This is a genomic window from Teredinibacter purpureus, assembly GCF_014217335.1.
In the GTDB taxonomy this organism is placed as follows: Bacteria; Pseudomonadota; Gammaproteobacteria; order Pseudomonadales; family Cellvibrionaceae; genus Teredinibacter; species Teredinibacter purpureus.
This window is the reverse complement of record NZ_CP060092.1, coordinates 109,278-136,011: the sequence shown is the minus strand read 5'-3', so window position 1 is coordinate 136,011 and position 26,734 is coordinate 109,278. Positions and strand designations below refer to the sequence as shown.

At 46.4% G+C, this 26,734-nt stretch carries 26 protein-coding genes and 1 tRNA gene; 21 read left to right on the top strand and 6 right to left on the bottom strand.

Features of this window, described 5'->3' with window-relative positions:
- Window positions 1-246: 246 nt before the first annotated feature.
- The 5 genes from H5647_RS00505 to H5647_RS00485 all read left to right on the top strand — a co-directional run bounded on the left by H5647_RS00505 (window position 247) and on the right by H5647_RS00485 (window position 5,470).
- Complete coding sequence (locus H5647_RS00505; RefSeq protein WP_236074713.1) at window positions 247-1,404, top strand: hypothetical protein; 1,158 nt, start codon at window positions 247-249, stop codon at window positions 1,402-1,404.
- Window positions 1,405-1,526: 122 nt separating this feature from the next.
- A complete protein-coding gene (locus tag H5647_RS00500; RefSeq protein ID WP_045855577.1) occupies window positions 1,527-2,543 on the top strand; it encodes a DUF6976 family protein in 1,017 nt (338 codons plus the stop codon).
- 435 nt (window positions 2,544-2,978) lie between these two features.
- Complete coding sequence (gene istA, locus H5647_RS00495; protein ID WP_045855576.1) at window positions 2,979-3,998, top strand: IS21 family transposase; 1,020 nt, start codon at window positions 2,979-2,981, stop codon at window positions 3,996-3,998.
- Window positions 3,995-4,774, top strand: coding sequence for an IS21-like element helper ATPase IstB (istB, locus tag H5647_RS00490; RefSeq protein WP_045855575.1), 780 nt, complete (start codon window positions 3,995-3,997; stop codon window positions 4,772-4,774). The genes istA and istB overlap by 4 nt, the downstream gene beginning before the upstream one ends.
- A gap of 216 nt (window positions 4,775-4,990) precedes the next feature.
- Window positions 4,991-5,470 carry a Fic/DOC family N-terminal domain-containing protein gene (locus H5647_RS00485; RefSeq protein WP_121495336.1) on the top strand — a complete coding sequence of 160 codons (480 nt, stop codon included), beginning with the start codon at window positions 4,991-4,993 and terminating at the stop codon, window positions 5,468-5,470.
- Between the two features lie 198 nt (window positions 5,471-5,668).
- Here the strand turns inward: H5647_RS00485 and H5647_RS00480 are convergent, their stop codons facing one another.
- Window positions 5,669-6,382 (bottom strand): class I SAM-dependent methyltransferase, encoded by a 714-nt coding sequence (locus H5647_RS00480; RefSeq protein WP_045855574.1) that lies wholly within the window; start codon window positions 6,380-6,382, stop codon window positions 5,669-5,671.
- A 116-nt stretch (window positions 6,383-6,498) separates the two neighbouring features.
- On the opposite strand from H5647_RS00480, the gene H5647_RS00475 reads away from it, so the two are divergent.
- Window positions 6,499-6,915 carry an Rrf2 family transcriptional regulator gene (locus H5647_RS00475; RefSeq protein ID WP_045855573.1) on the top strand — a complete coding sequence of 139 codons (417 nt, stop codon included), beginning with the start codon at window positions 6,499-6,501 and terminating at the stop codon, window positions 6,913-6,915.
- Between the two features lie 191 nt (window positions 6,916-7,106).
- Here the strand turns inward: H5647_RS00475 and H5647_RS00470 are convergent, their stop codons facing one another.
- The 3 genes from H5647_RS00470 to H5647_RS00460 all read right to left on the bottom strand — a co-directional run bounded on the left by H5647_RS00470 (window position 7,107) and on the right by H5647_RS00460 (window position 8,581).
- The gene (locus H5647_RS00470; protein WP_045855572.1) at window positions 7,107-7,364 is read right to left on the bottom strand and encodes a hypothetical protein; all 258 of its coding nucleotides are present in this window, start codon (window positions 7,362-7,364) and stop codon (window positions 7,107-7,109) included.
- Between the two features lie 14 nt (window positions 7,365-7,378).
- The gene (locus H5647_RS00465; protein WP_082086904.1) at window positions 7,379-8,353 is read right to left on the bottom strand and encodes a tyrosine-type recombinase/integrase; all 975 of its coding nucleotides are present in this window, start codon (window positions 8,351-8,353) and stop codon (window positions 7,379-7,381) included.
- 141 nt (window positions 8,354-8,494) lie between these two features.
- A tRNA-Leu gene (locus H5647_RS00460) sits at window positions 8,495-8,581 on the bottom strand.
- Between the two features lie 236 nt (window positions 8,582-8,817).
- Between H5647_RS00460 and rnr the strand changes: the two genes are divergently transcribed.
- The 14 genes from rnr to H5647_RS00390 all read left to right on the top strand — a co-directional run bounded on the left by rnr (window position 8,818) and on the right by H5647_RS00390 (window position 22,972).
- On the top strand, window positions 8,818-11,424 hold the full coding sequence (rnr, locus tag H5647_RS00455; protein ID WP_045855571.1) for a ribonuclease R: 2,607 nt from the start codon (window positions 8,818-8,820) through the stop codon (window positions 11,422-11,424).
- 17 nt (window positions 11,425-11,441) lie between these two features.
- A complete protein-coding gene (gene rlmB / locus H5647_RS00450; RefSeq protein ID WP_045855570.1) occupies window positions 11,442-12,179 on the top strand; it encodes a 23S rRNA (guanosine(2251)-2'-O)-methyltransferase RlmB in 738 nt (245 codons plus the stop codon).
- A 202-nt stretch (window positions 12,180-12,381) separates the two neighbouring features.
- Entirely contained in the window at window positions 12,382-12,858 is a 477-nt protein-coding gene (rpsF, locus tag H5647_RS00445) for a 30S ribosomal protein S6 (protein ID WP_045855569.1), read from the top strand.
- A 2-nt stretch (window positions 12,859-12,860) separates the two neighbouring features.
- Window positions 12,861-13,088, top strand: a complete 228-nt coding sequence (gene rpsR / locus H5647_RS00440) for a 30S ribosomal protein S18 (RefSeq protein WP_045855568.1) — start codon at window positions 12,861-12,863, stop codon at window positions 13,086-13,088.
- Between the two features lie 27 nt (window positions 13,089-13,115).
- Window positions 13,116-13,991, top strand: coding sequence for a YybS family protein (locus H5647_RS00435; protein ID WP_052691772.1), 876 nt, complete (start codon window positions 13,116-13,118; stop codon window positions 13,989-13,991).
- A gap of 31 nt (window positions 13,992-14,022) precedes the next feature.
- Complete coding sequence (rplI, locus tag H5647_RS00430) at window positions 14,023-14,472, top strand: 50S ribosomal protein L9 (protein ID WP_045855567.1); 450 nt, start codon at window positions 14,023-14,025, stop codon at window positions 14,470-14,472.
- 198 nt (window positions 14,473-14,670) lie between these two features.
- Window positions 14,671-16,020: a replicative DNA helicase gene (dnaB, locus tag H5647_RS00425; RefSeq protein ID WP_236075005.1), complete on the top strand. Its 1,350-nt coding sequence runs from the start codon at window positions 14,671-14,673 to the stop codon at window positions 16,018-16,020.
- An 18-nt stretch (window positions 16,021-16,038) separates the two neighbouring features.
- A complete protein-coding gene (panC, locus tag H5647_RS00420; RefSeq protein WP_045855565.1) occupies window positions 16,039-16,899 on the top strand; it encodes a pantoate--beta-alanine ligase in 861 nt (286 codons plus the stop codon).
- A gap of 20 nt (window positions 16,900-16,919) precedes the next feature.
- Complete coding sequence (gene panD / locus H5647_RS00415) at window positions 16,920-17,300, top strand: aspartate 1-decarboxylase (RefSeq protein WP_045855564.1); 381 nt, start codon at window positions 16,920-16,922, stop codon at window positions 17,298-17,300.
- Between the two features lie 378 nt (window positions 17,301-17,678).
- Window positions 17,679-19,616 carry an acetate--CoA ligase gene (gene acs, locus H5647_RS00410; protein ID WP_045855563.1) on the top strand — a complete coding sequence of 646 codons (1,938 nt, stop codon included), beginning with the start codon at window positions 17,679-17,681 and terminating at the stop codon, window positions 19,614-19,616.
- A 386-nt stretch (window positions 19,617-20,002) separates the two neighbouring features.
- Window positions 20,003-20,467: an FKBP-type peptidyl-prolyl cis-trans isomerase gene (locus tag H5647_RS00405; RefSeq protein WP_045855562.1), complete on the top strand. Its 465-nt coding sequence runs from the start codon at window positions 20,003-20,005 to the stop codon at window positions 20,465-20,467.
- 105 nt (window positions 20,468-20,572) lie between these two features.
- Window positions 20,573-21,952: a nucleotide 5'-monophosphate nucleosidase PpnN gene (gene ppnN, locus H5647_RS00400; protein WP_045855561.1), complete on the top strand. Its 1,380-nt coding sequence runs from the start codon at window positions 20,573-20,575 to the stop codon at window positions 21,950-21,952.
- A 10-nt stretch (window positions 21,953-21,962) separates the two neighbouring features.
- The gene (smrA, locus tag H5647_RS00395) at window positions 21,963-22,538 is read left to right on the top strand and encodes a DNA endonuclease SmrA (protein ID WP_045855560.1); all 576 of its coding nucleotides are present in this window, start codon (window positions 21,963-21,965) and stop codon (window positions 22,536-22,538) included.
- Window positions 22,539-22,567: 29 nt separating this feature from the next.
- A complete protein-coding gene (locus H5647_RS00390; protein WP_045855559.1) occupies window positions 22,568-22,972 on the top strand; it encodes an MAPEG family protein in 405 nt (134 codons plus the stop codon).
- Window positions 22,973-23,004: 32 nt separating this feature from the next.
- Here H5647_RS00390 and H5647_RS00385 read toward each other — a convergent pair whose 3' ends face one another.
- Window positions 23,005-24,717 carry a GNAT family N-acyltransferase gene (locus H5647_RS00385; RefSeq protein ID WP_045855558.1) on the bottom strand — a complete coding sequence of 571 codons (1,713 nt, stop codon included), beginning with the start codon at window positions 24,715-24,717 and terminating at the stop codon, window positions 23,005-23,007.
- Window positions 24,718-24,856: 139 nt separating this feature from the next.
- Here H5647_RS00385 and H5647_RS00380 point away from each other — a divergent pair, with 139 nt between their 5' ends.
- Complete coding sequence (locus H5647_RS00380) at window positions 24,857-25,477, top strand: DUF924 family protein (RefSeq protein ID WP_045855557.1); 621 nt, start codon at window positions 24,857-24,859, stop codon at window positions 25,475-25,477.
- Window positions 25,478-25,480: 3 nt separating this feature from the next.
- Here H5647_RS00380 and H5647_RS00375 read toward each other — a convergent pair whose 3' ends face one another.
- Window positions 25,481-26,572, bottom strand: a complete 1,092-nt coding sequence (locus tag H5647_RS00375; protein WP_045855556.1) for a hypothetical protein — start codon at window positions 26,570-26,572, stop codon at window positions 25,481-25,483.
- Window positions 26,573-26,734 lie beyond the last annotated feature (162 nt).

Genomic DNA, 26,734 nt, shown 5'->3' with positions numbered 1-26,734 from the left:
TTAATAATTGTAAAAATCAAATCTAGATCAAGATAGCGAGAATAAATTGCATTAACGTTGAAATTCTGTTTCCATGCGGGCCTAAAAAAGGTTTAGGCTTTTTTATCAATTCAGAATTGCGTTAGGCGTTTTTTTACTTGTGGTAACTTAACTGGATGTATACTTGCTGGGTTACTGTGTATCGATTGCAGCAAATTGCTGGGCGCATATTTGCGTCACGTCTGTGCTAATGGTTAGGGGTGCAGGATGGAACGAAATGATCTTCATAATCTAGAGCGTGCTCTAGGTATTCAGCCTCCTTGGGCGATTAAATCTCTAGAAATTAACGAGCAGGAAAAAGTTTTTCATGTTGAGCTTGAGGTAGAAGATAAAAGACGCCGATTCGGTTTATTTGATTCGACCAAAAAAGATTCTTCTGATGTTTCTGTTCCTGGTCGCTGGCGTTATATGAATATTGGAACTTATAGTTGCTTGATTAGCGCGAAGGTTCCCAAGTCCGCCTTTTCTAATGATGAGTTTTTTACGCGAGAGCTGGTAAGTCAGCCGTCATTTCTTGGGCATCCTGCCCGGCATTACTCAAACTTCTTGCGCCAACAGGTGGCAGTTGCACAAATTAAGGGCGTTGACGCCGGTGTGATTGCAGATCTTTATAATATTGGCGAGGCAACATTGAAGGCCATTCAGGATGACCTTGAAAAAGTTCCTGTTCATGCAAGAGCCTTGGCCTATCTTCCTACAGAAATTGATCCTGTTTGGGAACGTGTACTTTGCGATAAATTAATTGTAAGGACACACATATTACCGCTGAAATTTTTGCTGAGTAAACTGAAGCTGGCGTATGCAAAAGCAACATCTGTTGCGGAGCGGGTTGGTTTGATGCTCGAGCTCCGACAATTTTTTACTGAGAATAGCGCTCAGCTGGATGCTGAGATTGAGCAGGTATGTGGTATTACTTCTGCTAAGTTGCAGCAGCGCGCAAGAGCGGTGAAGAGCCGGCAGCGATTGGTTTTACCTGCGTTAAGAAGCCCTGTTTGGTTGGACTTGTTAAGCGGGCGTTTAACGTTAAATTCGCAATCTATACCATTGAGTCTTTTGGTCTCTCGTCAGAGAACGGCCTTTGTTCAGGGTCGCTCTAAAGAGCAAAAAGTTCAGGCAATTGAAACTATTCGGGAGTATGTTCGCAAGAATTACCGATCGTTGAAGCCTGAATTAGTTTTACTTAATAGGGCGATGGATATACGCCAGAAATCGGCAGTCGCATTGCCTAGTGAGCAGCATGAGGTTTGGCAGAAAATATTGGAAGACGAAGGTTTCGTGCCGAGCAATCATGTTGCCTACCGCCTATTGCTGGCTAAGCTGAGGGCTCAAGTGAGTCGGCAGCCAGAAGCCAGAAGCCGTTATTAAACTGGAGGCGGCTCGTCGTATTCGAGAGTTTCTTGCTCACAATCAAAAGTCTATGCGTCAGGAAGTCGGTGTTTTGCTTAAGCAAGTCGCCGTAGTCTAATTTTAAGTATTCGGAGTAGAAGATGTCTGCAGCAGGTTCCGTATCATTTTCAAGCTTGGCAGTAAGCCGAGATGAAGTTGTTAGTATGATTTCTAAAGGTGATTACATGGTTATCTCTGGCGATGAGCGTGTGCTCGCATCGTTGCCATCGGGTAATTGGATTGGTGGTACCATTCCGTATTTTATGACGGACGAGGGTGGTAAAGTCGATCAAGATAAATTATATGTAAATGTAATTTCTGGTTTAGCCTCAAATAATTTACCTCGCTTAACATTGTATGATGCCAACACTATTTCCCGTATTTCGTTGGAAGCGCCTGAGCATGGGTGCACTATATTAATTTTACCTGCGAGCTCGGATGTTCATTTGTCTTACGCTCAGAATGCACCTGATTTTGAGAAGATGTTTTTCTCGCCTATTATTGGGTGGATAGCAGGCGTTCATCTTGATGAGTTAGAGACGCGAACCGCAAAGGTCGGTTTCGGGCCTGCTGGAGGGCTGTTGAGTGATACGCAGGCGGCCGCCATACATATTCCGTTATCCGATCAGCAGGTTGCACATATTAAAACGGTGAATTTATTCTCGCAGGGCGAGGGTGATTCCATAAAGTTTCCTGACAACGGCTTTCAGGTCGCGACTTGTAAAGTGAACGGTGAAGACGTTAACTTCTCTGAATATATAAAAGAAAAGTCTATTGATACGCGCTTGCCGTTAGTTGCGAACTATTCTGGCGTAATGGTGAATGTGAGTATTCAAGAAGTGTGCGATGGCACGGTCAACTTGTATGCGCCGGTATTCCCTGATGTAGAATACTTTTTTGCAAAACCTATAGATGATTACGTGACTGAATTTAATCAATCCCTGCCAAGTGGTGATAGTAATGCTATCGCGTTTTCTTGTAATTGCATTTTAAACTTTTTGTATTCAGAGCTTGAAGGGAAGAAGACTGGAAAGTTAACTGGGCCTATGACATTTGGAGAGGTGGCTTATCAGTTGCTGAATCAGACATTGGTGTATTTGACGCTGGAAGACCTCTAGCTCTTTGATAAGGGGCGGAGCCTCGAAAAAAACTGGCGGTATGCTGGGCTTTTTTTGGGACAGGTAGCTCTTCAGACGAAAACGAAAAAACCCGAATAAATATTGAATTTATTCGGGTTTTTTTTGAATTACTGCCCAGAAGAGGGTCTTTAATTTTTCACTATCTATTTGATTTAACTGATTGTTTTAAATATTTGATTTTAGAAGTGTTACTTTCAGTGTTACATCAATAGTGTTGCTCTTCAGTTCTGTGAGGGCCGATAATATAGTTTTGGTTCAACGTTTAACAATTCTTTTTTTTCGCAAAAAAAGCCGTATTTATTAAGCGCTAAGCACATATGTGTTAACGCCAATGTAAAAATGACCCACTAACGCCAAATGAAAATTGACCCACCTGAGGCACTATAGCCGCCGGATTAATAGCTAGGCGGTGACATGATTACTCAGGAGATATTAGTGGATATTCACGTATTACATAGGCAAGGGCTTGGCATTCGCGCGATTGCAAAAAAGCTCAACCTTTCCAGAAATACCGTGCGAAGCTACCTTCGTGCACCAGCTAAAACACCAACATATTCGGAGCGAGAGCAGCGCCCTTCGATCCTAGATCCTTACAAGCCGTATTTGCTCGAACGTATTGAGGCAGCTAAGCCGCACTGGATACCTGCGACTGTTTTGCATAGAGAGATTCGTGAACGAGGGTACACGGGTGGCGTATCAACGATTAAGGTGTTTGTTCATGCGTTCAAACCCTCGGTTAATGACCCAGTCGTGCGATTCGAAACCGAACCTGGCGAGCAAATGCAAGTCGACTTTACGATCATTCGCCGAGGCCGAAATGCGCTTAAAGCCTTCGTCGCTACAATGGGGTTCAGCCGAGGTACTTACGTAAAGTTTACTAGTTCTGAAAATCAGCAAGACTGGCTTGAAGGCATAAAGGGTGCACTAGAGTACTTTGGTGGTGTACCAAAGGAGATACTCTTCGATAACGCCAAGTCCATCATGATTCAGCGCGATGCGTACGGCGATGGTAAGCACCAGTGGAATGCTCAATTACTAGACCAGGCAAACACCTATGGTTATCGCCCCCGGGCCTGTCGACCTTACAGAGCTAAAACCAAAGGTAAGGTTGAACGCTTCAACTCTTATCTTAAGCAATGTTTTGTCACACCGTTGTCTGCCACATTAAAGCAAGCTGGCCTGACTCTGAATGTTGAGGCCGCAAATGCCCATATAGGCACTTGGCTAAATGACGTAGCTCATCAGCGGACGCACGGCACAACTAATGTTAAACCCCAAATACGTATGGATAAAGAGCTGCAATATCTACAGCCGCTGCCATCTGAATACAAGACAGTAGATGCACCGGTTATTACAACTATACGACCACTTCCGGTAGAAAGCTTCCAGCACCCGCTGGACGTCTACGATCAACTGCTTGAGGTGGCTCAATGAACATTCAACACGAACGCATACGCAGTGCTTGCACGCAGCTAAAGTTGGAATCAATGGCCAGAGAGTGGTCGGCGCTAGCCGATAAAGCCAGCTCAACTGAGCAAACCCTAGCAGACTTCTTTGAGCAATTACTGCGCACCGAGCTAGATGCAAAAGCTGAACGTACGCAAGCGACATTACTAAAGTTTGCTGGTTTGCCAGCCCAAAAGCGCATAGAAGATTACGACTTTAAGTTTGCCTCAGGAGCCCCCAAAAAACAGATTCAGGAACTTGCTGGATTAGGTTTTTTAGAGCGGACAGAGAATGTGGTGTTACTTGGTCCAAGTGGTGTAGGAAAGAGCCATCTTGCAATCGCTTTGGCCTATAAAGCCATTTTGACGGGTCACAAAACGCGCTTTATAACCGCTGCCGACTTAATGTTGCAGCTTTCCACAGCAAAAGCGCAAGGCCGACTTGATGGTTATCTTAAGCGAAATATTATTGGGCCGAAATTAATGATCATTGATGAGATTGGCTATCTACCCTTTGGGCGAGAGGAGGCGAATTTATTCTTCAATGTCATAGCAAAACGTTACGAAAAAGGCAGCATTATCGTCACCAGCAATCTGCCGTTCTCACAATGGTCAAATGCCTTTGCTGACGATACAACACTAACCGCAGCACTACTCGATCGGCTACTGCATCACGCACACATTGTACAAATATCGGGAGAAAGCTATCGGCTAAAAAACAAAAAGCATGCGGGCATCGCCCCGCCACAATCGATCAATAATTAAACGGGGTGGGTCAGTTTTACTTTGGCGATAATCGGTAAAAGTGGGTCAGTTTTAAGCTGGCGTTGACACATATGTTTGCATATTTTAATAATATCGACACATTGTCTTGACGTGTCGATGCTGTCGACATAAGCAAGCCCACAGCATGTCGACAAAAGTAGAGTTTGTGAACATATGAGCTGGCACCCCTAAAAGCCGTATAACGATCTTCCCCTATTGCCCCCAGCCATCGAGCTGGAAACTAGGGCAGTCTTAAAATGCTGCATTGAAGCCAGAGCGGCATTGGCAGAGCTTAAGCAAGCTGCTGAATTAATTCCCAATCAGGCTATGTTGATCAACACCTTGCCATTATTGGAGGCCAAAGATAGCTCTGAAATAGAGAATATTGTTACGACCACAGATAAGCTTTTTCAATTTTCCGGTGGCGATGATACCCACGCAGATTTAGCGACTAAGGAGGCCTTGCGTTATCGCAGAGCCTTATGCGAAGGCTGGCAGGCGTTATCAAAGCGTCCCATCAAGACCAATATGGCCGAATCCATCTGCAGCCAGATTAAGGGTGTCGATATGAGCGTGCGCAAAGTCCTTGGCACTGCAGCGCTCCATACTCTCCCGAAAGCGCTCAAGCACCTTCTCATCTCGATCGACACGGGCTTGCTGCCGAGGGCTCGGATCTTTTGTACTTTTAGCCAATGATAAAACCTACTTCGCGATACCTTCAATACGCGAGTCATGGCCGCCAACTTCAGTGCTTCGGTCTTAAGCTCATCGGAATGGACCTTTCGGGTTTTCTTGGTTGTTGTCATGGTTCACCTCGGGTTGAGATTATACTCGCTTAGTGTGGTGTCCAGAATTAGCGGTACGGATCAGATCAGCTTCATCCGCAACGCGCGATCAGCTTGGGGCGGAATACGCATTACGTCTAGAAAAATAAGCCTGAATTAAACCCGCCTGATAAAAAGGCGTGGAGTCTTTAAAGCCTGCTTTGTTAAAAATGGAAATGATGTCTTGGAGTGGAAGTATCGCTACATCATTTTTATAGGTATTTTTCATGCGTTCGATATTTTCAGCAGATATATCTGCATCCGACATGACGCGAAACCATAGCGTTAGGATGCTCTGATAATTTTCTGCACGCGTGTCAAAGCTCAAATCTGAACTGATGAGTAAACCATTAGGCTTGAGTCGATGTGCGATTTCTGCAAAGAAAGTCGTGCGTTGCTCTCTATCAAGGATAAAATGCGAAACGTTAAAACAGGTCGCAGCATCGTGCTTATCCGTCATCGAGAGTGTATCCAAATAGCCTTCATGGAAGTGGCATCGAGAGGCTATTCCTTCTTTCTCCAATAATTCTCGGCATAGATTTAACATCGCGCCTGAAGGCTCTACAACAGTGAAATCCCACCCCTTAAAACGTCGCGCTAGAAAGATCACTTCCCTACCTGTACCAGCCCCAACACATAGAATTCGTGCATTTGAGGGTAAGTCTGAAACCAATGTTTCTATCAAAAAATACATGCCATCATTGATGGGAGCCATTTTTTCCCACTGAGTATCATAATGCGGTGCTTGCTGCTCAAAGAGCTGGGTAATTTCTTCTCGGTTCATTGAGTGTCTCCAAATCTTAATATGTAACACCTAATGTTACATATTAAATTCAATTTTACAATAGACGTAACACTAAAAGTTACATTATGATGAGGTGACAAAGGCGGAGTAGTAATGTGAGAAAAGACAGTCGATTATCCCGTGTGCTGCACGTACTGGCGCATCTTGCCTCTAGTGATGAGCCGATAACATCAACACAGATCGCCAAGATGCAATCTACAAACCCTGTGGTTGTTCGACGCACAATGGGGCTGCTTAGAGAGCATGGTTATGTTGAGTCAACGAAAGGGCGTAATGGTGGATGGACAATCAGCAAGCCATTGAGTGATATTACCTTGCTGGATATTCACAAAGCTTTTGGGGAGTCTTCTCTATTTACCATTGGATTGACGGATGAGCATGCACAATGCCCAATAGAAAAGTCTATCAATGAATCGTTAGGCGCTGTGATGAATGAGACAGAATCCCTTCTGCTTAAAAGATTTGGAGAAATTACGCTAGATCTGTTGTACAGAGACTTCCCCAAACATTAGTGCTCTAAGCTACTATCTCATAGGTATGTAAAACCCCCTCCTGCCTGCTTCAGCAAGCAATAAATCGTAATATTCGCAGACACGCTCAAGGCTGAGGGTTTTCTTTAAGAACGGTGCGCGGATAATCATGCCAGCAACCACCGTCATCCGTTCCTCTCGGTGTTGTGGATAAGCAAAGCGTGAGTCACCCTCTACAAAAGAGCCAAAACACAGCCACAAAAAAATACGAGATTATCAGGAAGGTTTTCAGGGTGAAGATCATCGCCCTGAACTTCACGCAGGAAGTTATCCAGATAAAGCAGCAATTCAGCATCAGGATAATGGAAGGTGATATTACCTTCCGTCAGTTTGCGCCTTGCATTGTCAAGCTGTGCAGAGGCAAGTTTCACTTCCTCACGCATCTTGTCGATTTCAGGGCGGGGCAGTTGTAGTAATTCCCAGAGTTCCATGATATTCCCCCCCCTCACCCTAAGCGTGCGGCGATTTCTTCCGCAGTGGCGTTATAGTAAATCATGAGGCTTCGAGGGTCTAAGTGCCCGACCATACGCGCCAAATCTAGCACATCAATTTTGCGTGCAAGGCGCGTCAGTGCTTCATGTCGTGTGTCATGGAAGGCAAGCCCTGTAATGTCTGCTTCGACCAAACAACGCCTGAAGATCGTACCACTGGATGCCTGATTGGTAGTAAACACCTTCGCCCCCTCTTTGTGTGGAAAGAGGTTTAATAATCTAATGGCTTCGCTCGATAAAGGCACATCCCTCTTCGTGCCATTCTTGGTTTCATTAAGACGAACAAAACTCTTATTCAGGAATACATCTTCCCATTCAAGCCCCCAAATCTCACCTTGCCTTAACGCGGTGTCAATCGCCAGCAGAAAGGCAACAGCGATAAAGTGACGATGGGTGGTGACGGTTTCACCGTCAAAGCCCAAAACATCCAGAATCTTCTCAATTTCCTTATCACTGATACGTCTGTCACGCGGTCTGGGGTTCCTGGGTCGCTTGATGCCTCTTGTGGGGTTTTCTCGTGTCCAGCGCCAGCGTTTGGCTTGTTCAAATACACTACTGAGCAGATTAAGATAACGATTAACGCTACTGTTTTTTATCTCCGTCAGTGATTCGTCAATCCAGTCATAGATATGGGTTTGTTTAATTTCGGATAAGGGTAATTCTGCCAAGGCGTGGCGTGAGAATTTATTGAGGCGATTATATTCGGAGCGGTAGCTCTTTTTGGTGGGGGAAATCTCATCACGATAGCGGATGAAACAATCGCCCAATGTTATACCGCTAATAAGGGCGTCAGGAGACAGGCTTTGTTCGGTTTCTGCCGCCCATGCCATTGCCTGAATTTTGCTATCGAAGGTTTTGGATTTGTACTGTCCGTACTTCAGCCACAAAACGTTTGCTTTTGAGTTTTCGGATCGTTGCCATATAAGCATTCTTCATTCGCAATTCATTCGTAAAATCATGCGAAAAAGGGCTGAATATGGCTTGAAATGTAACGCCAACGACCCTAGCAAAGTAAAATCATTGATTGATAAGGTATAGTTGGATATAGCCGAAAACGGCAAAAAATATAATGGTGCCCAGAAGAGGACTTGAACCTCCACGGCCCGAAGGCCACCAGCACCTGAAGCTGGCGTGTCTACCAATTTCACCATCTGGGCGTATTAGGATGCGCTCCCAATTTGGCGATTAATGCACTTTCATCTACCGCGATATGTGCAGCCTGTTTTGTTTGGGCTCGAAGCGTGTCGCAATCGCATGGTTAGCGCAGGGCGCGCACTATAATTTTGTTGTCTTTTTTTGTCAATTGATTTACGTCTATTTGAGAGTGCTGGGTTATGCGTACTGACCTAATTTGCTATATTGAAAGCCTCTCCTTCCTTTCTTGGATACACCCTTGACTAAAAGCCCCCAAAAAGACCCCTACGCAAAGCGTGAGGCCAGCAATTATAAAAATCCTATTCCTAGTCGTGAATTCATACTGGAGCTTCTCGATCAGTCTGCGGGGCCTATGAGTCATCGCGCCTTGTGTAAAACGATGCAGCTAAATGATGATGATGCGATAGAGGCGTTGCGTCGCCGATTGATTGCGATGGAGCGCGATGGCCAAGTTATGTCCAATCGTAAGCGTGCCTATGGAAGAGTGGATAAAATGGCGCTGATCCCCGGTCGTGTGCAGGGGCATCGCGATGGTTATGGTTTTGTTATTCCGGCAGATGGCTCACACGATATCTATTTAACCAATAGAGAAATGCGTAAGGCGTTTGATGGTGATGAGGTGTTGGTGCGCCCAGGGCCTGAAGGCTACAAAGGTCGGATAGAGGGCTCTATTGTCGAGGTTCTTAAGCGTAATACATCGCAAATAGTAGGGCGTTTTGTCGTTGAAAAAGGCATCCAGTATGTGCGGCCGGATAATGCGAGAATTGGCCGTGATGTGTTGGTCCCAGCGGAGTATACGAAGGGAGCGAAGGCGGGGCAGGTTGTTGCTGTTGATATTGTCCTGCAGCCTGATAAGCATCAAATCCCAACGGGTCATATTGCGGAGGTGTTGGGTGATCACTTAGCGCCAGGCATGGAGATTGACGTTGCGATTCGATCCCACGGTATTCCGCATGAGTGGCCTACGGATGTTGACGAGCAAGTAAATGATTACACGCCTGAGGTGGCCGACGCCGATAAGGTGCATCGCATAGATTTACGTTCATTGCCGTTCGTTACGATTGATGGTGAGGATGCGCGTGATTTTGATGATGCCGTTTATTGCGAGCCGAAGCGCTCTGGCGGTTGGCGGTTGTTTGTGGCAATTGCGGATGTTTCTCATTATGTTCAGCCTGATTCTGCGTTGGATCGAGAAGCTCAGTTGCGTGGAAACTCGGTGTATTTCCCTGACTTTGTTGTGCCCATGCTGCCGGAAGTGCTATCCAATGCGTTGTGCTCGTTGAACCCCAAGGTCGATCGTCTTTGCATGGTATGTGAAATGACCATTAGCGGAGCCGGTCGTATTAGTGGATATACGTTTTACGAAGCGGTTATGTATTCCCATGCGCGCTTGACCTACAACCAGGTAGGGCAGGTACTTGAGGCTCAGGGCGAGTCGGGTAGTGTTATACGCCAGCAGTATCACGATCTGTTGCCTCAGCTTGATGAATTGTACGCGCTTTATAAAGTGTTACGTACAGCCCGCGAGGCGCGCGGAGCGATTGATTTTGAGACGCGCGAAACACGAATTTTATTTGATGATGAACGTAAAATTAGCCGGATAGTCCCGACTGATCGCAATGATGCCCACAAAGTTATCGAAGAGTGCATGTTGGCGGCGAATGTATGTTCAGCACGCTTTCTAGGCGCATTGGGCCTGCCAGGCCTTTACCGGGTGCATGAGCCGCCGAAGCCAGAAAAACTGGAGAAGGTGTACGCCTATTTGGCAGAGTTGGGTTTGTCTATGCGCTGGGGTGAGAAAGTTACACCGCAAGAATATCAAGAAGTGATGGCTGCAATTGTGGGGCGGCCAGACCAAAATATTATCCAAACCGTTTTGTTGCGCAGTATGAATCAAGCGGTCTATCAGCCAGAAAATAAGGGGCATTTTGGCCTGGCTTACCCGGCTTATACCCATTTCACATCCCCCATACGGCGTTATCCCGATTTACTTGTGCATCGCGCTATTCGTAAGGTCGTGCGCTCCAAAGTTGAGACAGTGCGCGTTAAGCGACACCCAAAGGCCAAAGTATTGGCAGCGAAAAATATCTACCCCTATACCGAAGCTGATATGGCAGCCTTTGGTGAGCAGTGCTCGTTAACGGAGCGTCGTGCCGATGATGCCACGCGTGATGTGGTGAGTTGGTTGAAGTGCGAATTTCTCAAAGATCGTGTGGGTGAAGAGTTTGTTGGCGTAGTGAGTGCCGTTACGGCGTTTGGTTTATTTATTGAGTTAAATGATATTTTTATTGAGGGCTTGGTGCATATTACCGGCCTGCCACAAGATTATTATAATTTCGATGCGGCGCATCATCGGTTGGTGGGAGAGCGAACAGGGCAGGCTTTTCGTTTGGGGGATGAACTCGCTGTACAGGTTGTGCGGGTTGATTTGGATGAGCGAAAAATTGACTTTGAGCTTGCGGGTATAGTGCCGCGTAAAAAGAAGAAAACGAAGAAATCGCCAAAAGTAAATCCGGTAGCAGGTTCTGCTATACAGGATAAGGGGCGGCAGTCTGATGGTCGTGCGCTACGTAAGCGTGTTGGGAGCGAGGGCTCGGCTGATCACACTAGGCAAGAGATAAACTCACAGGTAAAGCCGGCGGGCAAGGCGAAGCCTAAGCCTAAGCCCAATACAAAGCCCAAACCTAAAGCTAAGTCGAAAGTAAAAAAGAAAGTGCCTGCCGGTAAAAAACACGCGAAAAAAGTAAAAGCATCTACCGAGAAAGCCCCTTTAAAAGCGGCAGTAAAGCGAAAACGTAAGCACAAGTCTAAGTCCAATGCTAAATCTAGCGCTAAGCCTAAGTAACAAGAAAATTTTTTATTATGAAAACAGAAACTATATTTGGCATTCATGCCGTGCAGTCTTTATTAAATAGCGCCCCAAAACGAATCACTGAGCTGCTTATTGTGAAGGATAGGCACGATCAACGTATTAAAAAGGTCCTTGCGGCGGCAACAAGTTATCAGGTGAAGGTGCGTATTGTTGATAAGCGTGATTTGGATGCGCTGTGCGAAGGTACGCACCAGGGGGTTGTTGCGTATGCGATTCCCGGTAGAACCTATGATGAAAAAGACTTGCTCGATCTAATTGAAAGTAGCGAGACGGACCCGCTCATATTAATTCTCGATGGCGTTACGGACCCTCATAATTTGGGAGCCTGCATTCGTTCCGCGGACGCTGCGGGTGTGCATGCCGTTGTAGTACCTAAAGATAATTCAGCGGGTTTAAACGAAACTGCACGCAAGGTTGCCTGTGGCGCGGCTGAGACTGTGCCATTGGTGGTAGTGACAAACCTTGCTCGAGCAATGAAAAAAATACAGGAAAAGGGCGTATGGATAGCCGGAGCCGCAGGCGAGGCCGACGTCGATATCTATTCTGCGAACCTTACGGGGCCGCGAGCCATTGTGATGGGAGCTGAGGGCGATGGTATGCGTCGCTTAACACGAGAAACTTGCGATGATTTGGTGAAAATCCCTATGGCTGGCAGTGTATCGAGCTTAAATGTCTCGGTGGCAACTGGTGTGGTGCTTTTTGAGGTTGTTCGTCAGCGTAGCTTATAAAATGTGGCGGTGCAGGCTCGGCTTCCCGTAGTGTGGCGTGCGCGCGAAATATCCTCTACTTGCAAAATTATGTGCATACCCGTAAAATCCGCGCCCCAAACCCGCCTTACAGCTTTTTTAAGCGTAAGGCGATACTCCTTGCTTCACTACATTTTTGGCCTTGCTTAGGCTGGTAGGAAGCATTAACCCGTAAGGAGCAAAAATGCGTCATTACGAAATTGTGTTCCTGGTCCACCCTGACCAGAGCGAACAGGTGCCCGGTATGATCGAGCGCTATACTGCGACCGTTAAAGATAGCGGCGGCAGCGTACATCGCCTCGAAGACTGGGGTCGCCGTCAATTGGCTTACTCCATCAACAAAATTCACAAAGCTCACTATGTTTTGATGAACGTTGAATGTACCGATGAAGCCCTTGAAGAGCTTACCACTAACTTCCGTTATAACGATGCTGTGTTGCGAAACATGGTTGTTCGTTGCGACGAAGCGGTGACTGAAGAATCTCCAATCCAGAAAGCTGAGCTAGAGAATCGTGAGCGTAAAAATCGCGCTGAGCGTCGTGCCGCTGAAGCTGCATCTGTAGTAGAAGCCTCGGCCGCAGCTGCAGCCGCAACTAAAACCGAAGAAGCGCCTGCAGCAGCAGAAGCGCCTTCTGAAGAAGCTAAAGGTGAGGAGGAATAATCATGGCTCGTTTTTTCCGTCGTCGTAAGTTTTGCCGTTTCACCGCTGAAGGCGTGAAGCAAATTGACTACAAAGATTTAGACACCTTAAAAGCTTATGTTTCAGAGACTGGCAAAATTGTGCCTAGCCGTATTACTGGAACTAAAGCTCGATATCAGCGTCAGCTGGCTACCGCTGTTAAGCGTGCCCGCTTTTTGGCTTTGTTGCCGTACACTGATTCACACGAGTAATCGAACGAACAAAAGGGTTATAACGCGATGATGCGAACGCTTGCCGAGTTTGTTTTACGCGGGCGCTTTCAAGCAATGGTTATAGCCCTAGTGGGAAGCCTGTTCCCGCTATTAGCATTATTAACGCCAGTGGCCGTAGGGTTGGTGACGTTAAGAAAAGGCTGGCAAGAAGGCGCATTAGTTGTCGGTGGGGTTTCCCTCGCTGTTGTCGCCGTTATAGCAGTGCAAGATCTAGGTGCATTTGCGGTATATCTCAGTGTTGGCGCCATTTTGGTTGCTTATGTTGTGGCAACGGTGTTGCGCTATACCGCGTCTTGGCCCGCAGCACTAAGCGCAATGGTTGCGTTTAGTTTTCTAGTATCGATTTTGGCTTCGGTCACAGTGAGCAACCCCTCTGAAGGTTTATTGGGTTTGTATCAGTCGGTGTTAGATTCGCAGCCAAAGGAAACGCGCGAGCAGTGGGTGACCGTTGTGCGCGAGTTAGATGGCCAGCTTATCGTGGGTGGTATAGCGTTTTCGTTTGCTGTTTACGCATTGTTTGGTGTTTTAATCGCCCGCTGGTGGCAAGCCTTACTGTTTAACCCTGGTGGTTTGCGGGAAGAGTTTCATCAGCTGCGTTTGAATATACATCTCGCTGCGGCTTGTTGTATTGGCTTTTGCTACTGCGAATGGCAGGGTGATAGCTACTTGTACTGGCAGTTGCTAATAGTATTGCCCTTGTTGATGGCCGGCTTGGCGTTATGTCACTGGTTTGTAGCAAGGTTGAAATGGAGTGTTGGCGCGTTAGTTGGGCTGTATTTTAGTTTGGTGTTATTTCCGCCAATACTCTTGCTCGCGCTGCTGCTTGGCTTTTCAGATGTTTGGCTTGATTACAGAAAGCGATTTAATTTGATGCAGCAATAGTGTTGCTGCAGAAACTTTAGAGGAAAGCGAGATGGATGTTATTCTGCTCGAAAAAGTAGGTAAGTTAGGTACCGTAGGCGACAAAGTTACCGTTAAAGCCGGTTTTGGTCGTAACTATTTGGTTCCTCAGGGTAAAGCGATTTCTGCTTCTGCTAGGAACGTTGCTGATTTCGAAGCACGTCGTGCAGAGTTGGAAGCTGCTGCTGCCGACCGTAGAACAAGTGCTGAAGGTCGTGCGAAGCTTCTCGAAGAAAAAGGCGAGTTTAGTATCGTTGCGAAAGCAGGTGATGAAGGTAAATTGTTTGGCTCTATCGGTGCGCGCGATATTGCTGAAGTGATTACTGCTGCTGGCGTAAAAGTCTCTAAGTCTGAGGTTAAGTTGCCTCAGGGTACTTTGCGTGAAATAGGTGAGTTCGACGTTGATGTTCAGTTGCACGTTGATTTAACTCACACTATTAAGCTGGTTGTTTCGGCAGAGTAATGCTTTAACTGGCTGGTGATACAGCCGGTAAGACGCTACAGTACAGGCGTAGTTCGAGGCTGGTTTTTCCGGTGCTCGTCTACGCCTTTTTGCGTTTGCGCGCAGTTAATTAAGAGTATTTAAGTTAAATTTTCGATTATGCCTGAATTAGAAACCCAACAGTTGTCTGATCGTGGACGCTCCGCTAGTAGTGGTGCCATGCCAGAGGGTGGGCCCCTGCCACACTCAATGGAGGCTGAACAGTCCGTTTTGGGCGGGCTAATGCAGGATATGAGTAACTTTGACGCGGTTGCTGAAAATTTAGCTGAAACGGATTTTTTCAAATCCAGCCATCGCAATATTTACCGTGCAATGGTTTTGTTGATCGATAAAGATCAGCCTATTGATGTTATTACCCTTTCTGAATTTCTCTCCCAAACGGATGAACTCGAAGCTTCTGGTGGTTTCGACTATCTGACAGATCTCGCCACAAATGTGCCGAGCAGCGCCAATGTGGTGGCTTACGCGCGAATCGTGCGTGAACGAGCGACATTGCGTCAGTTGATCGCGGCGGCAACCGAAATTAGCCGGGCGAGTTACAACCCTGCTGGCCTCGCTTCCGATGACCTTCTTCAGCTAGCCGAGCGAAAAGTATTACAGATTGCAGAAGAGCGCCCGAAAGAAGGGGGCTTTGAAGATGTTAATTCGTTGCTGAAAAAAACAGCCGCTAAAATTGATGAATTATTTAATTCCGACTCAGATATTACCGGCCTTTCTACAGGATTGACGGAACTCGACGAGCGAACGTCGGGCTGGCAGAGCGGTGAGCTTATCATTCTTGCCGCTCGCCCCTCTATGGGGAAAACCGCTTTAGCCCTCAATTTTGTTGAAGCGGCGTTGTTTACGCAAGAACGCCCAGTATTGGTCTTTAGCTTAGAGATGCCTGCGGACTCCTTAGTGATGCGTATGCTTTCGTCTGTTGGTCGTATTGATCAAGGCGCGTTACGCAATGGCAATTTAAGTGATGAAGATTTGCCTAAGCTCGAAGCTGCATTTCGTAAAATGAAAGATAAAAAGCTGTTTATCGACGATACGGCAGGCCTCTCCCCCAACGAGGTGCGGGCACGTACACGTCGTATCGCGCGTGAGCATGGTAACCCTGCCATGATCATGGTCGATTATCTTCAGCTCATGCAGATCAGTGGGTTTACAGAAGGGCGAACGCAGGAGATTTCAGAGATTTCCCGTTCGATGAAGGCGCTAGCGAAGGAGTATGAATGTCCTGTTATTGCGCTTTCTCAGTTGAACCGAGGCGTGGAGCAACGCCCGAATAAGCGCCCAATGAACTCTGATTTACGTGAATCCGGTGCTATCGAGCAGGATGCGGACGTCATTTTATTTATCTACCGCGATGAGTATTACAACGAAGAAAGTAATGATAAGGGAATGGCAGAGCTGATCGTGGGTAAGCAGCGAAACGGCGAAGTGGGTACAAGTAGAGCAGCGTTCGTTGGGAAGTACACTCGTTTTGATAACCTCGCGCCAGAATATTTTTCCCAGCACGACTAGTTAGGTATAACGGCTTTCATGCAAATTTTTCATCATATCAATAGTATTCGATCAGCGTTAGAAGCGGCTCGTATCGACAACAAAACGGTTGCTTTTGTCCCTACGATGGGAAATCTACATGCCGCGCATTTAGCGTTGGTGAAGCAAGCACAATCGCTTTGCGATGTCGTAGTCGTAAGCATATTCGTGAATCGCCTCCAGTTTGGTCTAAATGAGGATTGGGATAAATACCCTAGAACGTTAGAAGAGGACAGCCATAAGTTACGGGGCATTGGCTGCGACTTTTTGTTTTGTCCGGATGAGCATGAAATATACCCCAACGGAATGGATGAGCAGACACGTGTGATCGTGCCGTCTATGGCTAATGTACTTTGTGGTGCGAGTAGACCGGGGCACTTCGAAGGCGTAACGACCGTGGTGACCAAGTTGTTCAATATAGTTCAGCCCGATACAGCGATATTTGGTATTAAGGATTACCAGCAGTTAGCTATAATACGACGCATGGCAGAAGACCTGTGTATTCCCGTAAAAATAATTGCGGGCGATATTATTCGCGAAGCTGATGGCTTGGCAATGAGTTCTAGAAATGGGTTTATATCGGCGCAAGAGCGCCCACATGCGAACCAGCTGAATCGGTCGCTTCAGTGGGTATTACAGAAAGTAGTGGAAGGTGAGCGAGATTTTCTTCGCTTGGAACATGAAGCAAAAGAACAAATTAATGTGGCCGGATTTAAGCCTGACTATTTTACTATCTGTAATAGTAAAACGTTGGAGCCTGCTGCAGATGATGATTTAAATATCACCATATTGGGCGCAATGTACACACAACGCGCAAGACTTATCGATAACATGTCCATAGAGTTGGACTGTATTAAATAGAAAAAAGTAGAGGCAATTTTATGCAAATTACGCTGTTAAAAGGTAAGTTGCACATGGCCTGTGTGACCCAGGCTGAACTCTGGTACGACGGTTCTTGTGCAATTGATGCAGATTTAGTGGCGCTCGCGGGCTTGCGTGAATTTGAGCGTATCGATATTTACAATGTGGATAATGGCGAACGTTTTTCGACCTATGTCATTTTGGCTGAATCGGGCTCTAAAACAATATCTATGAACGGTGCTGCGGCTCGTAGAGTTCAAGTTGGTGATCGTATTATTATTGCGGCGTACGGCCAAATGAGTGAAGGCGAAGCCGAAAATTTTAAACCGCGCCTCGTTTACCTAAAGCAAGACAATTCCGTGGATCGCACTAGCAACACAATTGCGGTACAGGTCGAATAGCCTGCAGCGTTAAGTGTTTAATTGGGTGGCGCTTGGCTTGTTGCGGGTGGTGTTCGAATAGATCTCTAGCGTCATAGCGCTGGTTGGGTTTTCCTTGGTCATGATTGTGATAGCCGCAGTGTAAAGCAGCGGCATTCTCCATTGCTGTTTTATGCGCTTTATTTTTATCCTATAGCAATGCCTGCGGGCTACGTTAAATTTTTTTGTCCCATCTCAACCAAAGTCGAATTCCTCTCTGGGCCCGCTGTCTGCTAATGTGGAAACACGTTATCATTCATCCGTTTGATGCTCTGTGGCGACCTATCGTCAGAGCGTCGCCTCAATAATAATACTAATTTGAAGTCTGCTGTGAAGCAACTTTACCTATGGAGTCGAGACATGTCAGACAACAATCTGTACCCCGTTCCTGAAGCCTTCGCTGCTTCTGCACATATCAATAAAGAAAAATATGATGAAATGTATGCGCAGTCGATAAACGACCCGGCCGAGTTTTGGGCGCAACAAGCAGAAGATTTTTTAAAGTGGGATAAAAAGTGGTCCAGTGTTCGTGAATTTGATTTTCGTAAGGGTGAAGCAACATGGTTTAGAGATGGCAAATTAAATGTCAGTACTAACTGTGTTGACCGACATTTAGCCACGCGTGCCGATCAGGTCGCGATTATTTGGGAAGGGGATGATCCTACCGTAGATTTAAAAATCACTTACAAAGAGCTTCACGAAAAAGTTTCTAAACTCGGTAATGTTTTGAAAGCTCGTGGCGTGAAGAAGGGCGATCGTGTTTGTATCTATCTGCCCATGATTCCTGAAGCAGCCTACGCAATGTTGGCCTGCGCAAGAATCGGTGCTGTTCATTCTATTGTTTTTGGTGGTTTTTCACCCGAGGCATTAAAAGACCGTATTCAAGATTCTGACTGTAAGGTTGTTATTACGTCAGACGAGGGCTTGCGGGGTGGCCGAGCAGTGCCATTAAAGGCCAATGCAGACAAAGCCGTAAGCCAGTGCCCTAATGTCAGTACGTTGCTGGTTGTTAAACGTACTGGTGGCGAGGTGGCTTGGAACCCAGTGCGTGACGTATGGTACCACGAGCAAATGGCTGAAGTGGGTGCTGATTGCCCTCCCGAACCTATGGATTCAGAAGATCCGTTGTTTATTCTTTATACCTCAGGCTCTACAGGCAAGCCAAAAGGGGTTTTACATACAACGGGCGGTTACTTGCTACAAGCGGCAATGACCCATAAATATGTCTTTGATTATCAGGAAGGCGAGGTCTATTGGTGTACCGCAGATGTGGGATGGGTAACAGGGCATTCCTATATCGTATACGGCCCTCTGACCAATGGCGCAACAACCTTAATGTTTGAAGGTGTACCTACTTACCCAACGGCTGCGCGTTGCTGGGAAGTGTGCGATAAGCACAACGTTGCGAGCTTTTACACAGCGCCTACCGCGATCAGGGCCTTGATGGGCCAAGGCGATGATTTTGTAAAGAGCACTTCACGGCAATCGCTACGCATCTTAGGCACAGTGGGCGAGCCCATTAACCCAGAAGCTTGGGAGTGGTACTACAACGTGATTGGTGACGGTCGTTGCCCCATCATGGATACGTGGTGGCAAACCGAAACTGGCGCGCACATGCTAACGCCTCTTCCAGGTGCAACGGCACTTAAGCCAGGCTCGGCCACGTTGCCGTTCTTTGGGGTTGAACCTGTATTATTGGATTCAGACGGAAAAGAAATTGATGGCGTTGGTGCCGGTAGTTTGGCGATTAAAGCGTCTTGGCCTAGCCAAATTCGATCGATTTACGGCGATCATGATCGAATGATTCAAACCTACTTCACGACTTTTCCTGGCTACTATTTTACCGGCGACGGAGCACGTCGCGACGCAGACGGTTACTACTGGATTACCGGCCGCGTTGACGATGTTATTAACGTTTCGGGTCACCGAATGGGTACCGCTGAAGTTGAAGGTGCGTTAGCCCTACATGACAAAGTGGCTGAAGCGGCTGTCGTTGGCTTTCCACATAGTATCAAAGGGCAGGGTATTTATGCCTACGTGACGTTGATGACAGGGGAGAAGCCTAGCGATGCGCTGAAGAAAGAGCTCGTGGCCATGTGTGTCAAAGAAATTGGCCCTATTGCTAAGCCAGACGAAATCCAGTGGGCGCCAGGCTTACCGAAAACACGATCGGGTAAGATCATGCGCCGTATATTACGTAAAATAGCCGCAAACGAAGTGGATGAATTGGGTGATACCTCAACATTGGCCGATCCGAGTGTTGTGGATGATCTGATCGAAAATCGCTTAACAAAATAGTTAAGCTTAAACCCATTGCGATAGCCTCGCGCTTACCCGCCAACTGCTAAAGCGGTTGGCGGGGCTTTCTTTAATCCCGTTCACTGACTGTTGTCCCGCACAAAACTGAGTGCTTGGACGATCACGCTACCCACGGCAATAGTCGTTGGGGCCAAACAATTCCTTACCTTATATTCCTTATGTCCTCTTTCTCGATAGGCGGTCTACTGGTGTCCCTACGAACTCGCCGTTTGGGTCCTGTTTGGCTGTGTCTTCCACCGTCCGACCTGTTTAGAGCGTATGTTTGTTTCGGCAAATGGTCAGCGGTGCCGTACTAATTTTACGTCGCCTGCGTTAAACTCCCGATCTAATTGAACGACGCGCTGCCTGCGCCATAGGAGACTCTCTTGAAAATTGAAAACGACTGTGTGGTATCTATCCATTACACCCTTACTGACGAGCAAGGAGAGGTGCTGGATTCCTCTATTGATGCGGAACCGCTGAAGTATTTAGCGGGTGCAGGCAATATTATTCCTGGCCTTGAAAATGCGCTTGTCGGTTGCGTGGTGGGCGACAAGAAAAGCGTTACCGTACCGCCTGCGGATGGCTATGGCGAATACATCGACGAGCTAGTGCAAACACTGCCGCGTGAATCTTTTGCTGGTATCGAGAAAATCGAAGTGGGTATGGAGTTTCAGGCTCAGACCGAAGCCGGTGGAGAACAATTTGTTGTGGTAAAAGAAGTCACTGAGGAAGGTATTTCCATCGACGGAAACCACGAACTCGCCGGAATGGTATTGAACTTTGATGTAACGGTTGAAGAGGTTCGCGAAGCAACTGCTGAAGAACTCGATCATGGTCACGTACATTAACCGCGACGGATAATTTTGTCGTTGGTGTTGCCGTCATCTTGAAGTTTCAAGTTGGCGGTAATATTCTCAGCGTATGAATCCGAACCGAGTACTAAAGGAAATAGCGTGAGTACTGTCTTTATCGATAAAAAAATTTCAGCGCTTGTATCGCCTGATATTACCCTCAATGTACTTTCTCAAGAGGAAGTTGCCCGCCTAGCAAAACGTAGTAACGCAGACGTCTACGAAACATTTCGTCGTTGTTCGCTTGCCGCACTTAATACCGGGGCCGAAACCGATAATACTCAGCAGGTCCTCGATGCTTTTTCTGACTTCTCTATCGATGTCATTCAGCAAGAGCGTGGTATCAAAATCAAATTGGAAAACGCCCCGGCCAATGCCTTTGTTGATGGCGAAATTATTCAAGGTATCAAAGAGCATCTATTTTCTGCTCTGCGCGACATTATCTACATCAACAATGAATTACTGGAAAATAGCGACGCTGATTTTTCTACATCGGAAGGTATTACAAACGGTGTGTTCCATATTCTACGTAACGCAGGGTTATTGAGAACGGATATATCACCGAGTATTGTGGTGTGTTGGGGAGGGCATTCTATTGGCGAAATAGAATATGATTACGCTAAAGAAGTGGGATATCAGCTTGGCTTGCGTAAAATGGATATTTGTACGGGGTGTGGCCCAGGGGCAATGAAAGGTCCTATGAAGGGTGCAACTTTTGGGCATGCAAAGCAGCGGGTAGGTGGGCGATACATAGGGATAACTGAGCCAGGTATTATTGCAGCCGAATCCCCCAACCCAATCGTAAACGAGTTGGTGATAATGCCCGATATCGAAAAACGCTTGGAAGCTTTCGTACGCAGCGGGCATGGTATTGTCGTCTTTCCTGGCGGTGCAGGCACCGCCGAAGAGATTCTGTATATACTTGGTATTCTTTTGCACCCCTCGAATAAAGAGCTTCCTTTTCCCCTAATTTTTACAGGGCCGAAAAGTTCCGGTGAATATTTTCGACAGATTGATGATTTCATTGGTGGTGCGTTAGGTGTAGAAGCACAATCGCTCTACGAAATTGTGCTTGCTGATCCGGCCGAGGTGGCCAGAAAAATGCACAAAGGTATGGCGAATGTAAAAGATTATCGCAAGAAAACGCATGATGCTTATTACTATAACTGGGTTATTAATATCGATAAGGACTTCCAAGTACCTTTTTTGCCAAACCATGCCAACATGGCGCAGTTAAAGTTGACAAAAAATCAACCCTCCCATGAATTGGCTTCTAATTTGAGAAAGGCATTTTCTGGAATTGTCGATGGAAATGTTAAAGAGCATGGTATTCGCGCTGTCGCTGAACATGGCCCATACGAAATTCAAGGCGATGCTAATGTCATCATGCCGTTAGATCGTTTATTACGTTCATTTGTGCAGCAAGATAGAATGAAAATACCTACCGAAACCTATATACCCTGTTACCGTATAGTGCAGTAGCGAGAGCAGTATGTCTGAAGAGAATGATTTTGGCCGTTTAATTGGCGATGACGTAAAACCGCTTAAAGTAGAAAAGCGCGTAATAATAAACTCGTCAAAAGATAATGACGTTGATAAAGAAACTCGTCGTCTAGCGGCGCAAGAGGTGGCCGAAGAGAAGCAAGATCCGTTAACCGTGCCCGTCGACCTTGTCGAGCCCTTGGCGGAGCTAAGCTTTCAGCGCCCTGGCGTGCAACACGGTGTTTTTAAAAACCTTCGGTTGGGTAAGTATAAGTTAGATGCTCGGCTGGATTTGCACCGACTAACTGTCGAACAAGCTCGTAAAATTATTTTTGAATTTATACATGATTGTCTTGAGGCGGATGTGCGTTGCGCTTTGATTACGCATGGCAAAGGTGAGGGCCGCGAAATACCTGCGCTCTTGAAAAGCTGTGTCGCACACTGGTTGCCGCAGTTTGATGCGGTGTTGGCTTTTCATACAGCTCAAAAACACCACGGAAGCTATGGCGCAACTTATGTTTTACTTCGAAAAAGTGATAAGAAAAAATTGGAAAACAAAGAGCGCCATTCGAAGAAACGATTTTAAATGGCCGTTTATAACATAAGGAAGAAATCATGCTTTACCCCATGTTTGCCTATGTAGCCTTTATATTTTTATTTATTTGTTACAATTTCTACCTTCGGTTTCAGTCTGTTCGAGGCCGAAAGGTGAGTATGGGCTATTATCGATTATACGACCCCAAAAATGCCGAAATCCCAATAGCTATAATCGCAGGCGCTAAACATTTGGCGAACATGTTCGAAACACCAGTGTTATTCTATGTGGTGTCTATTTTGGCTATAGTGTTACAGCAAGAAACTACCGTAATGATTGGCCTTGCGTGGTGCTATGTGGTTTCACGAGGTGTGCATGCATTTGTTCACACCACTTACAATAATGTCTTCCATCGGCTGATAATCTTTTGGGTTAGCATATTTTTACTAATGTCCATGTGGGTTAGCTTGGCTATGTCGGTGTAGAGCGTTACTCCCCTTTATAGCAAAGGGAAAGGTTAGCTACCAATATAGCGCTTTCGTTTACTTGCCTTTAGTTTTGTTAGGTCTGCCATGCAAAGGCCATCAAGACAATCGCCAAATTCCGGATCTAAGCTGAAGACTATGGATTGAAAACCACCGGCTTCAAACAAGCCCGTGTATTGTTTAAACAGAACGGGCAATTTATGGCCTTTTTGGGCGAAAATGTTTTGCATAACCTCGAAACTTTTATCGGCTTCGTAATCACAAAATATTTTATCTAAGCGATTCATTGTTTCCGTCGATAGCAGGTATGGGTGGTTGGCCTTTGCTAAATCGTTTGGACACGCGTAATAACGGCGATAAAAATAGACCAACGTGTCCATCAGGTCTTTCGGGTAATCTGCACTCATGCTAACGGGGCCAATTAGGTAACGCACGTTTGGATTGTGTGCCAAATAAGCACCGAGACCCTGCCATAGGTAATCTAAACACGCTTTCCCCCAATATTGAGGCGCGACGAAACTGCGCCCCAGCTCTACGCCTTGCTCAAAGTACGGCATCATTTCCGGTGAAAATCGATACAGGCTACTGGTATAAAGCCCTTTTATGCCTTTCTTTTTTAACACCTGTAAACCCTCGCCTATGCGATAGGAACCGGCAATTTCCTGATTGTTGGCATTCCATAATACTAAGTGGCGATAGTCATGATCGTATTCGTCAAGATCGCGCTTTTGGCCGGTACCTTCACCCACCATACGAAAGGCGAGTTCGCGTAAGCGACCTATTTCTTTAAGAACCGAGGAGTTGTTTTTATAATTGAGAAGGTAAATTTCATTGTTGTCTCGAGTTTCCCCTATTTTCTGCGACTGATTAAGTTCCTTCATTATTTTGTTAGAAGGCTCTGCGTTGGCAATTTTTTTCTGTGTATAAAATCGGTTGCCCGTGTGCTTGCCAATTTTATATACATGGTTTTTTAGTCGCTTTACCAACGTGCGATCGAGAAGCTGTTCGGTATTGAGTTCATCAGGGGATATGAGTTCCCCAATACTAAAGCGAATTTCGGTCGAATGTTTGTTGAACATTTCATGAGCGAGTAGCGCAGTGCCGAGTGGTTTGTAGAGGGCTGATGCACCGTAAAACAGAAGTGAGTTTTTTGCTTGAATATGAACAGGCAGTAATGGTGCGCCAGATTTTCGTGCGAAGTGTAAAAAGCCAGGTCGCCAAAGAACGTCTTTCACTCCACTCGGTCGGGCGCGGGAAACTTCTCCTGCAGGAAAAACAATAATTGCTTCATCTTGATTCAGTAGTTCGATAACACGCTTATAGCTTTTGCGGGCACTACTGCCATTCATGTTGTCGAGAGGTATCAAAAGTTCATGTAAACCCTCAAAATTCATTAGCATATCATTAGCTAAAATTTTGACGTCGGTACGTACTTCACTGATTAATTTTAGTAACGCTAGGCCATCAAGTGAACCTATTGGATGGTTGGCGATAATGACGACACGTCCTTGCGGGGGAATTCGGGCCTTATCGCGCTCGTTGACAGTATAGGTAAAACAGAAAAAATCAAAGACGTTTTGTATGAAAGCAACACCTTTGCTATCGCCGTACTTTTCTAAAAAGCCATTAATTTCATTTTCATAGACAAGTTTTTGCAATAGCTTGAGGGTTGGTTTACGAATTAAAGCGGGCTTTTTAGCAAACGTGGGGAATTTGTTCGTGATGGCTTGTTCAACATTTATCATGATAGAAACCTTTCCTGGTTTGCCTGTGTGTATAACGTTATGTAAGGCCGCTTTTCGAAAAAAGCTGCACTAGCTTCCTTCGCAGGCTAAGCTTGGCAGATGACTTTAATGTGACAGTTTGCTGAATATTTGGTGTTTTATGTTAACGATTGACAGTAATAAAATTTATAATTTTTGGTTTGATAATTGTGTCGAGAATGCGGCTTCGTTAAACCGAGTTGCTAAGCGCTGGTATAGCGGCGGCCCGAGTTTTGATGCAGAGATAAGGCAAGTATTTGGCCCACTATTTGAGACGCTGCCGGTCTCGGCAAAGGTTCTGAATGTAGAGAGTAATGTATCCGTTAACGAGCTGCTTGCCGCTATCCTAGTGTTTGACCAGTTTAGTCGGAATTGTTTCCGTAGCAGTGCGCGTGCATTTGAGTATGACCCATTAGCGCTTAGCTTGCTGGATATTGTATTGGCTAGGTCACTGGATATGCCGATAGCGCCAATCGTGTGTACTTTTGTATACATGCCTTTGCAGCACGCCGAGGACATGGCGCGACAAGAGCAGGGGGTTGAGTTGTTCGATGCATTGGCGTGCAGAGCGGAGCCACCTTACAAGGATTATATAGAGGGAACTGCGGCCTACGCGCGAGAGCATAGGCAGATTATTGAAGCGTTTGGACGTTTCCCTCACCGCAACGTAGCGCTTGGCCGTGAGTCTACTGCTGAGGAGTTGGCCTATTTAGCGTCGGGCGGCAAGCGTTTTGGTCAATAGGTTCTATAGGCTGCTCAGTTGAGCCCGTTGCCGTTCTAGTAGTGATTGGAAGGGTTGCTGAAAGCCTGCTACTACCTTGCGGCCATCTAAAGCCCCTACTTCTAGAAACTGAAGGCGACGGCGAATAAGGTCGTCACTTGCTGCATGAGATTCAAGCACTAAGCCTGCGATGGGTAGATTTGCTGGCGCCAGATCTAAGTGATTAGCCGATACGAAGGCGGCTAAATCCAGCGGGATATTATTGGTAATACTTGCGAGTTCAACGATGAGCCATGCACTACACGCGGCTCGAAATAAGGCTTCGTTTTCCGTGTCGTTGGCGGCGAAGCACAATCGAATAAGGTCTCCTTCTAATTCGTAACCTGTTCCGTTGTAAAGGGCCAATACATCGCTAATTGTGTGCTGTACGGTGCTGAGTGTTTTTCTGAAGCTTTCACCATTTAACTGCTGGTTAAGAACGGCTAAATTTTTAATATGGATGATGGCATAGACTTTAGGTAGTGCGTCTAACGCTGCCAACGCTTGCTGCTGGGCGATGTCGTTTTCGCTGCTTTCACGCTCATCGTCTGCTTTCTCATCATCGCTCTTTTTGATGGGTAGATATTGAAAGGACTTACAACGATAGCAATCCCCAATAACCAAGGTTAGTAGTGTCGCAATTAGCAGGACAGCAAACCACTTGCGAGTGCGGCCAATGGTGGGTTTGTCTTCAATAGTGACAGACAGGTAGCCGGCGATACTGTCGTGCAGAACGATAGGGGCGGTATAACTTTGTGTAGCGTCGGTTAGGGAGCGTGTATCTCCAGCTTGAACGAGCAGGTTGTTTTCTACGTCGTGTAGAGTCGCTAAGCGTGTATAAGGGTTTTCCATTACGTCGCGGAGTATTACTTGAAGCCGAACAAGGTCGTGATTAAAGCTGGCATCGATTGCCTGATTCGCGGCCATGGAGGCGAGCGCGTTCCCGTAGTGCTGGCTATGAGTGCTATTTAACTGTTGCAGGCGTGGTAGGGTAATCATAATCGCGAGTGCAACTCCGCCAATAATGCCTATTAAGCAGGCAGAGAGCGGAGAAAAGCCGTTAAATTGAAGTCTCAATGCGTACCCCTCATCTTGTTATCGCATTCGTCCACCTCTTTGGCGGGGCGGGCCAGTTACCATAGAGGCAAATAGTCTTATTGGCAATTGCAGTGTCCGCAATATTTTTTCGTTGTCTTCCTTTATAATGCCGGCCGATCTAGTTAGTAGGACAAGGGCTCC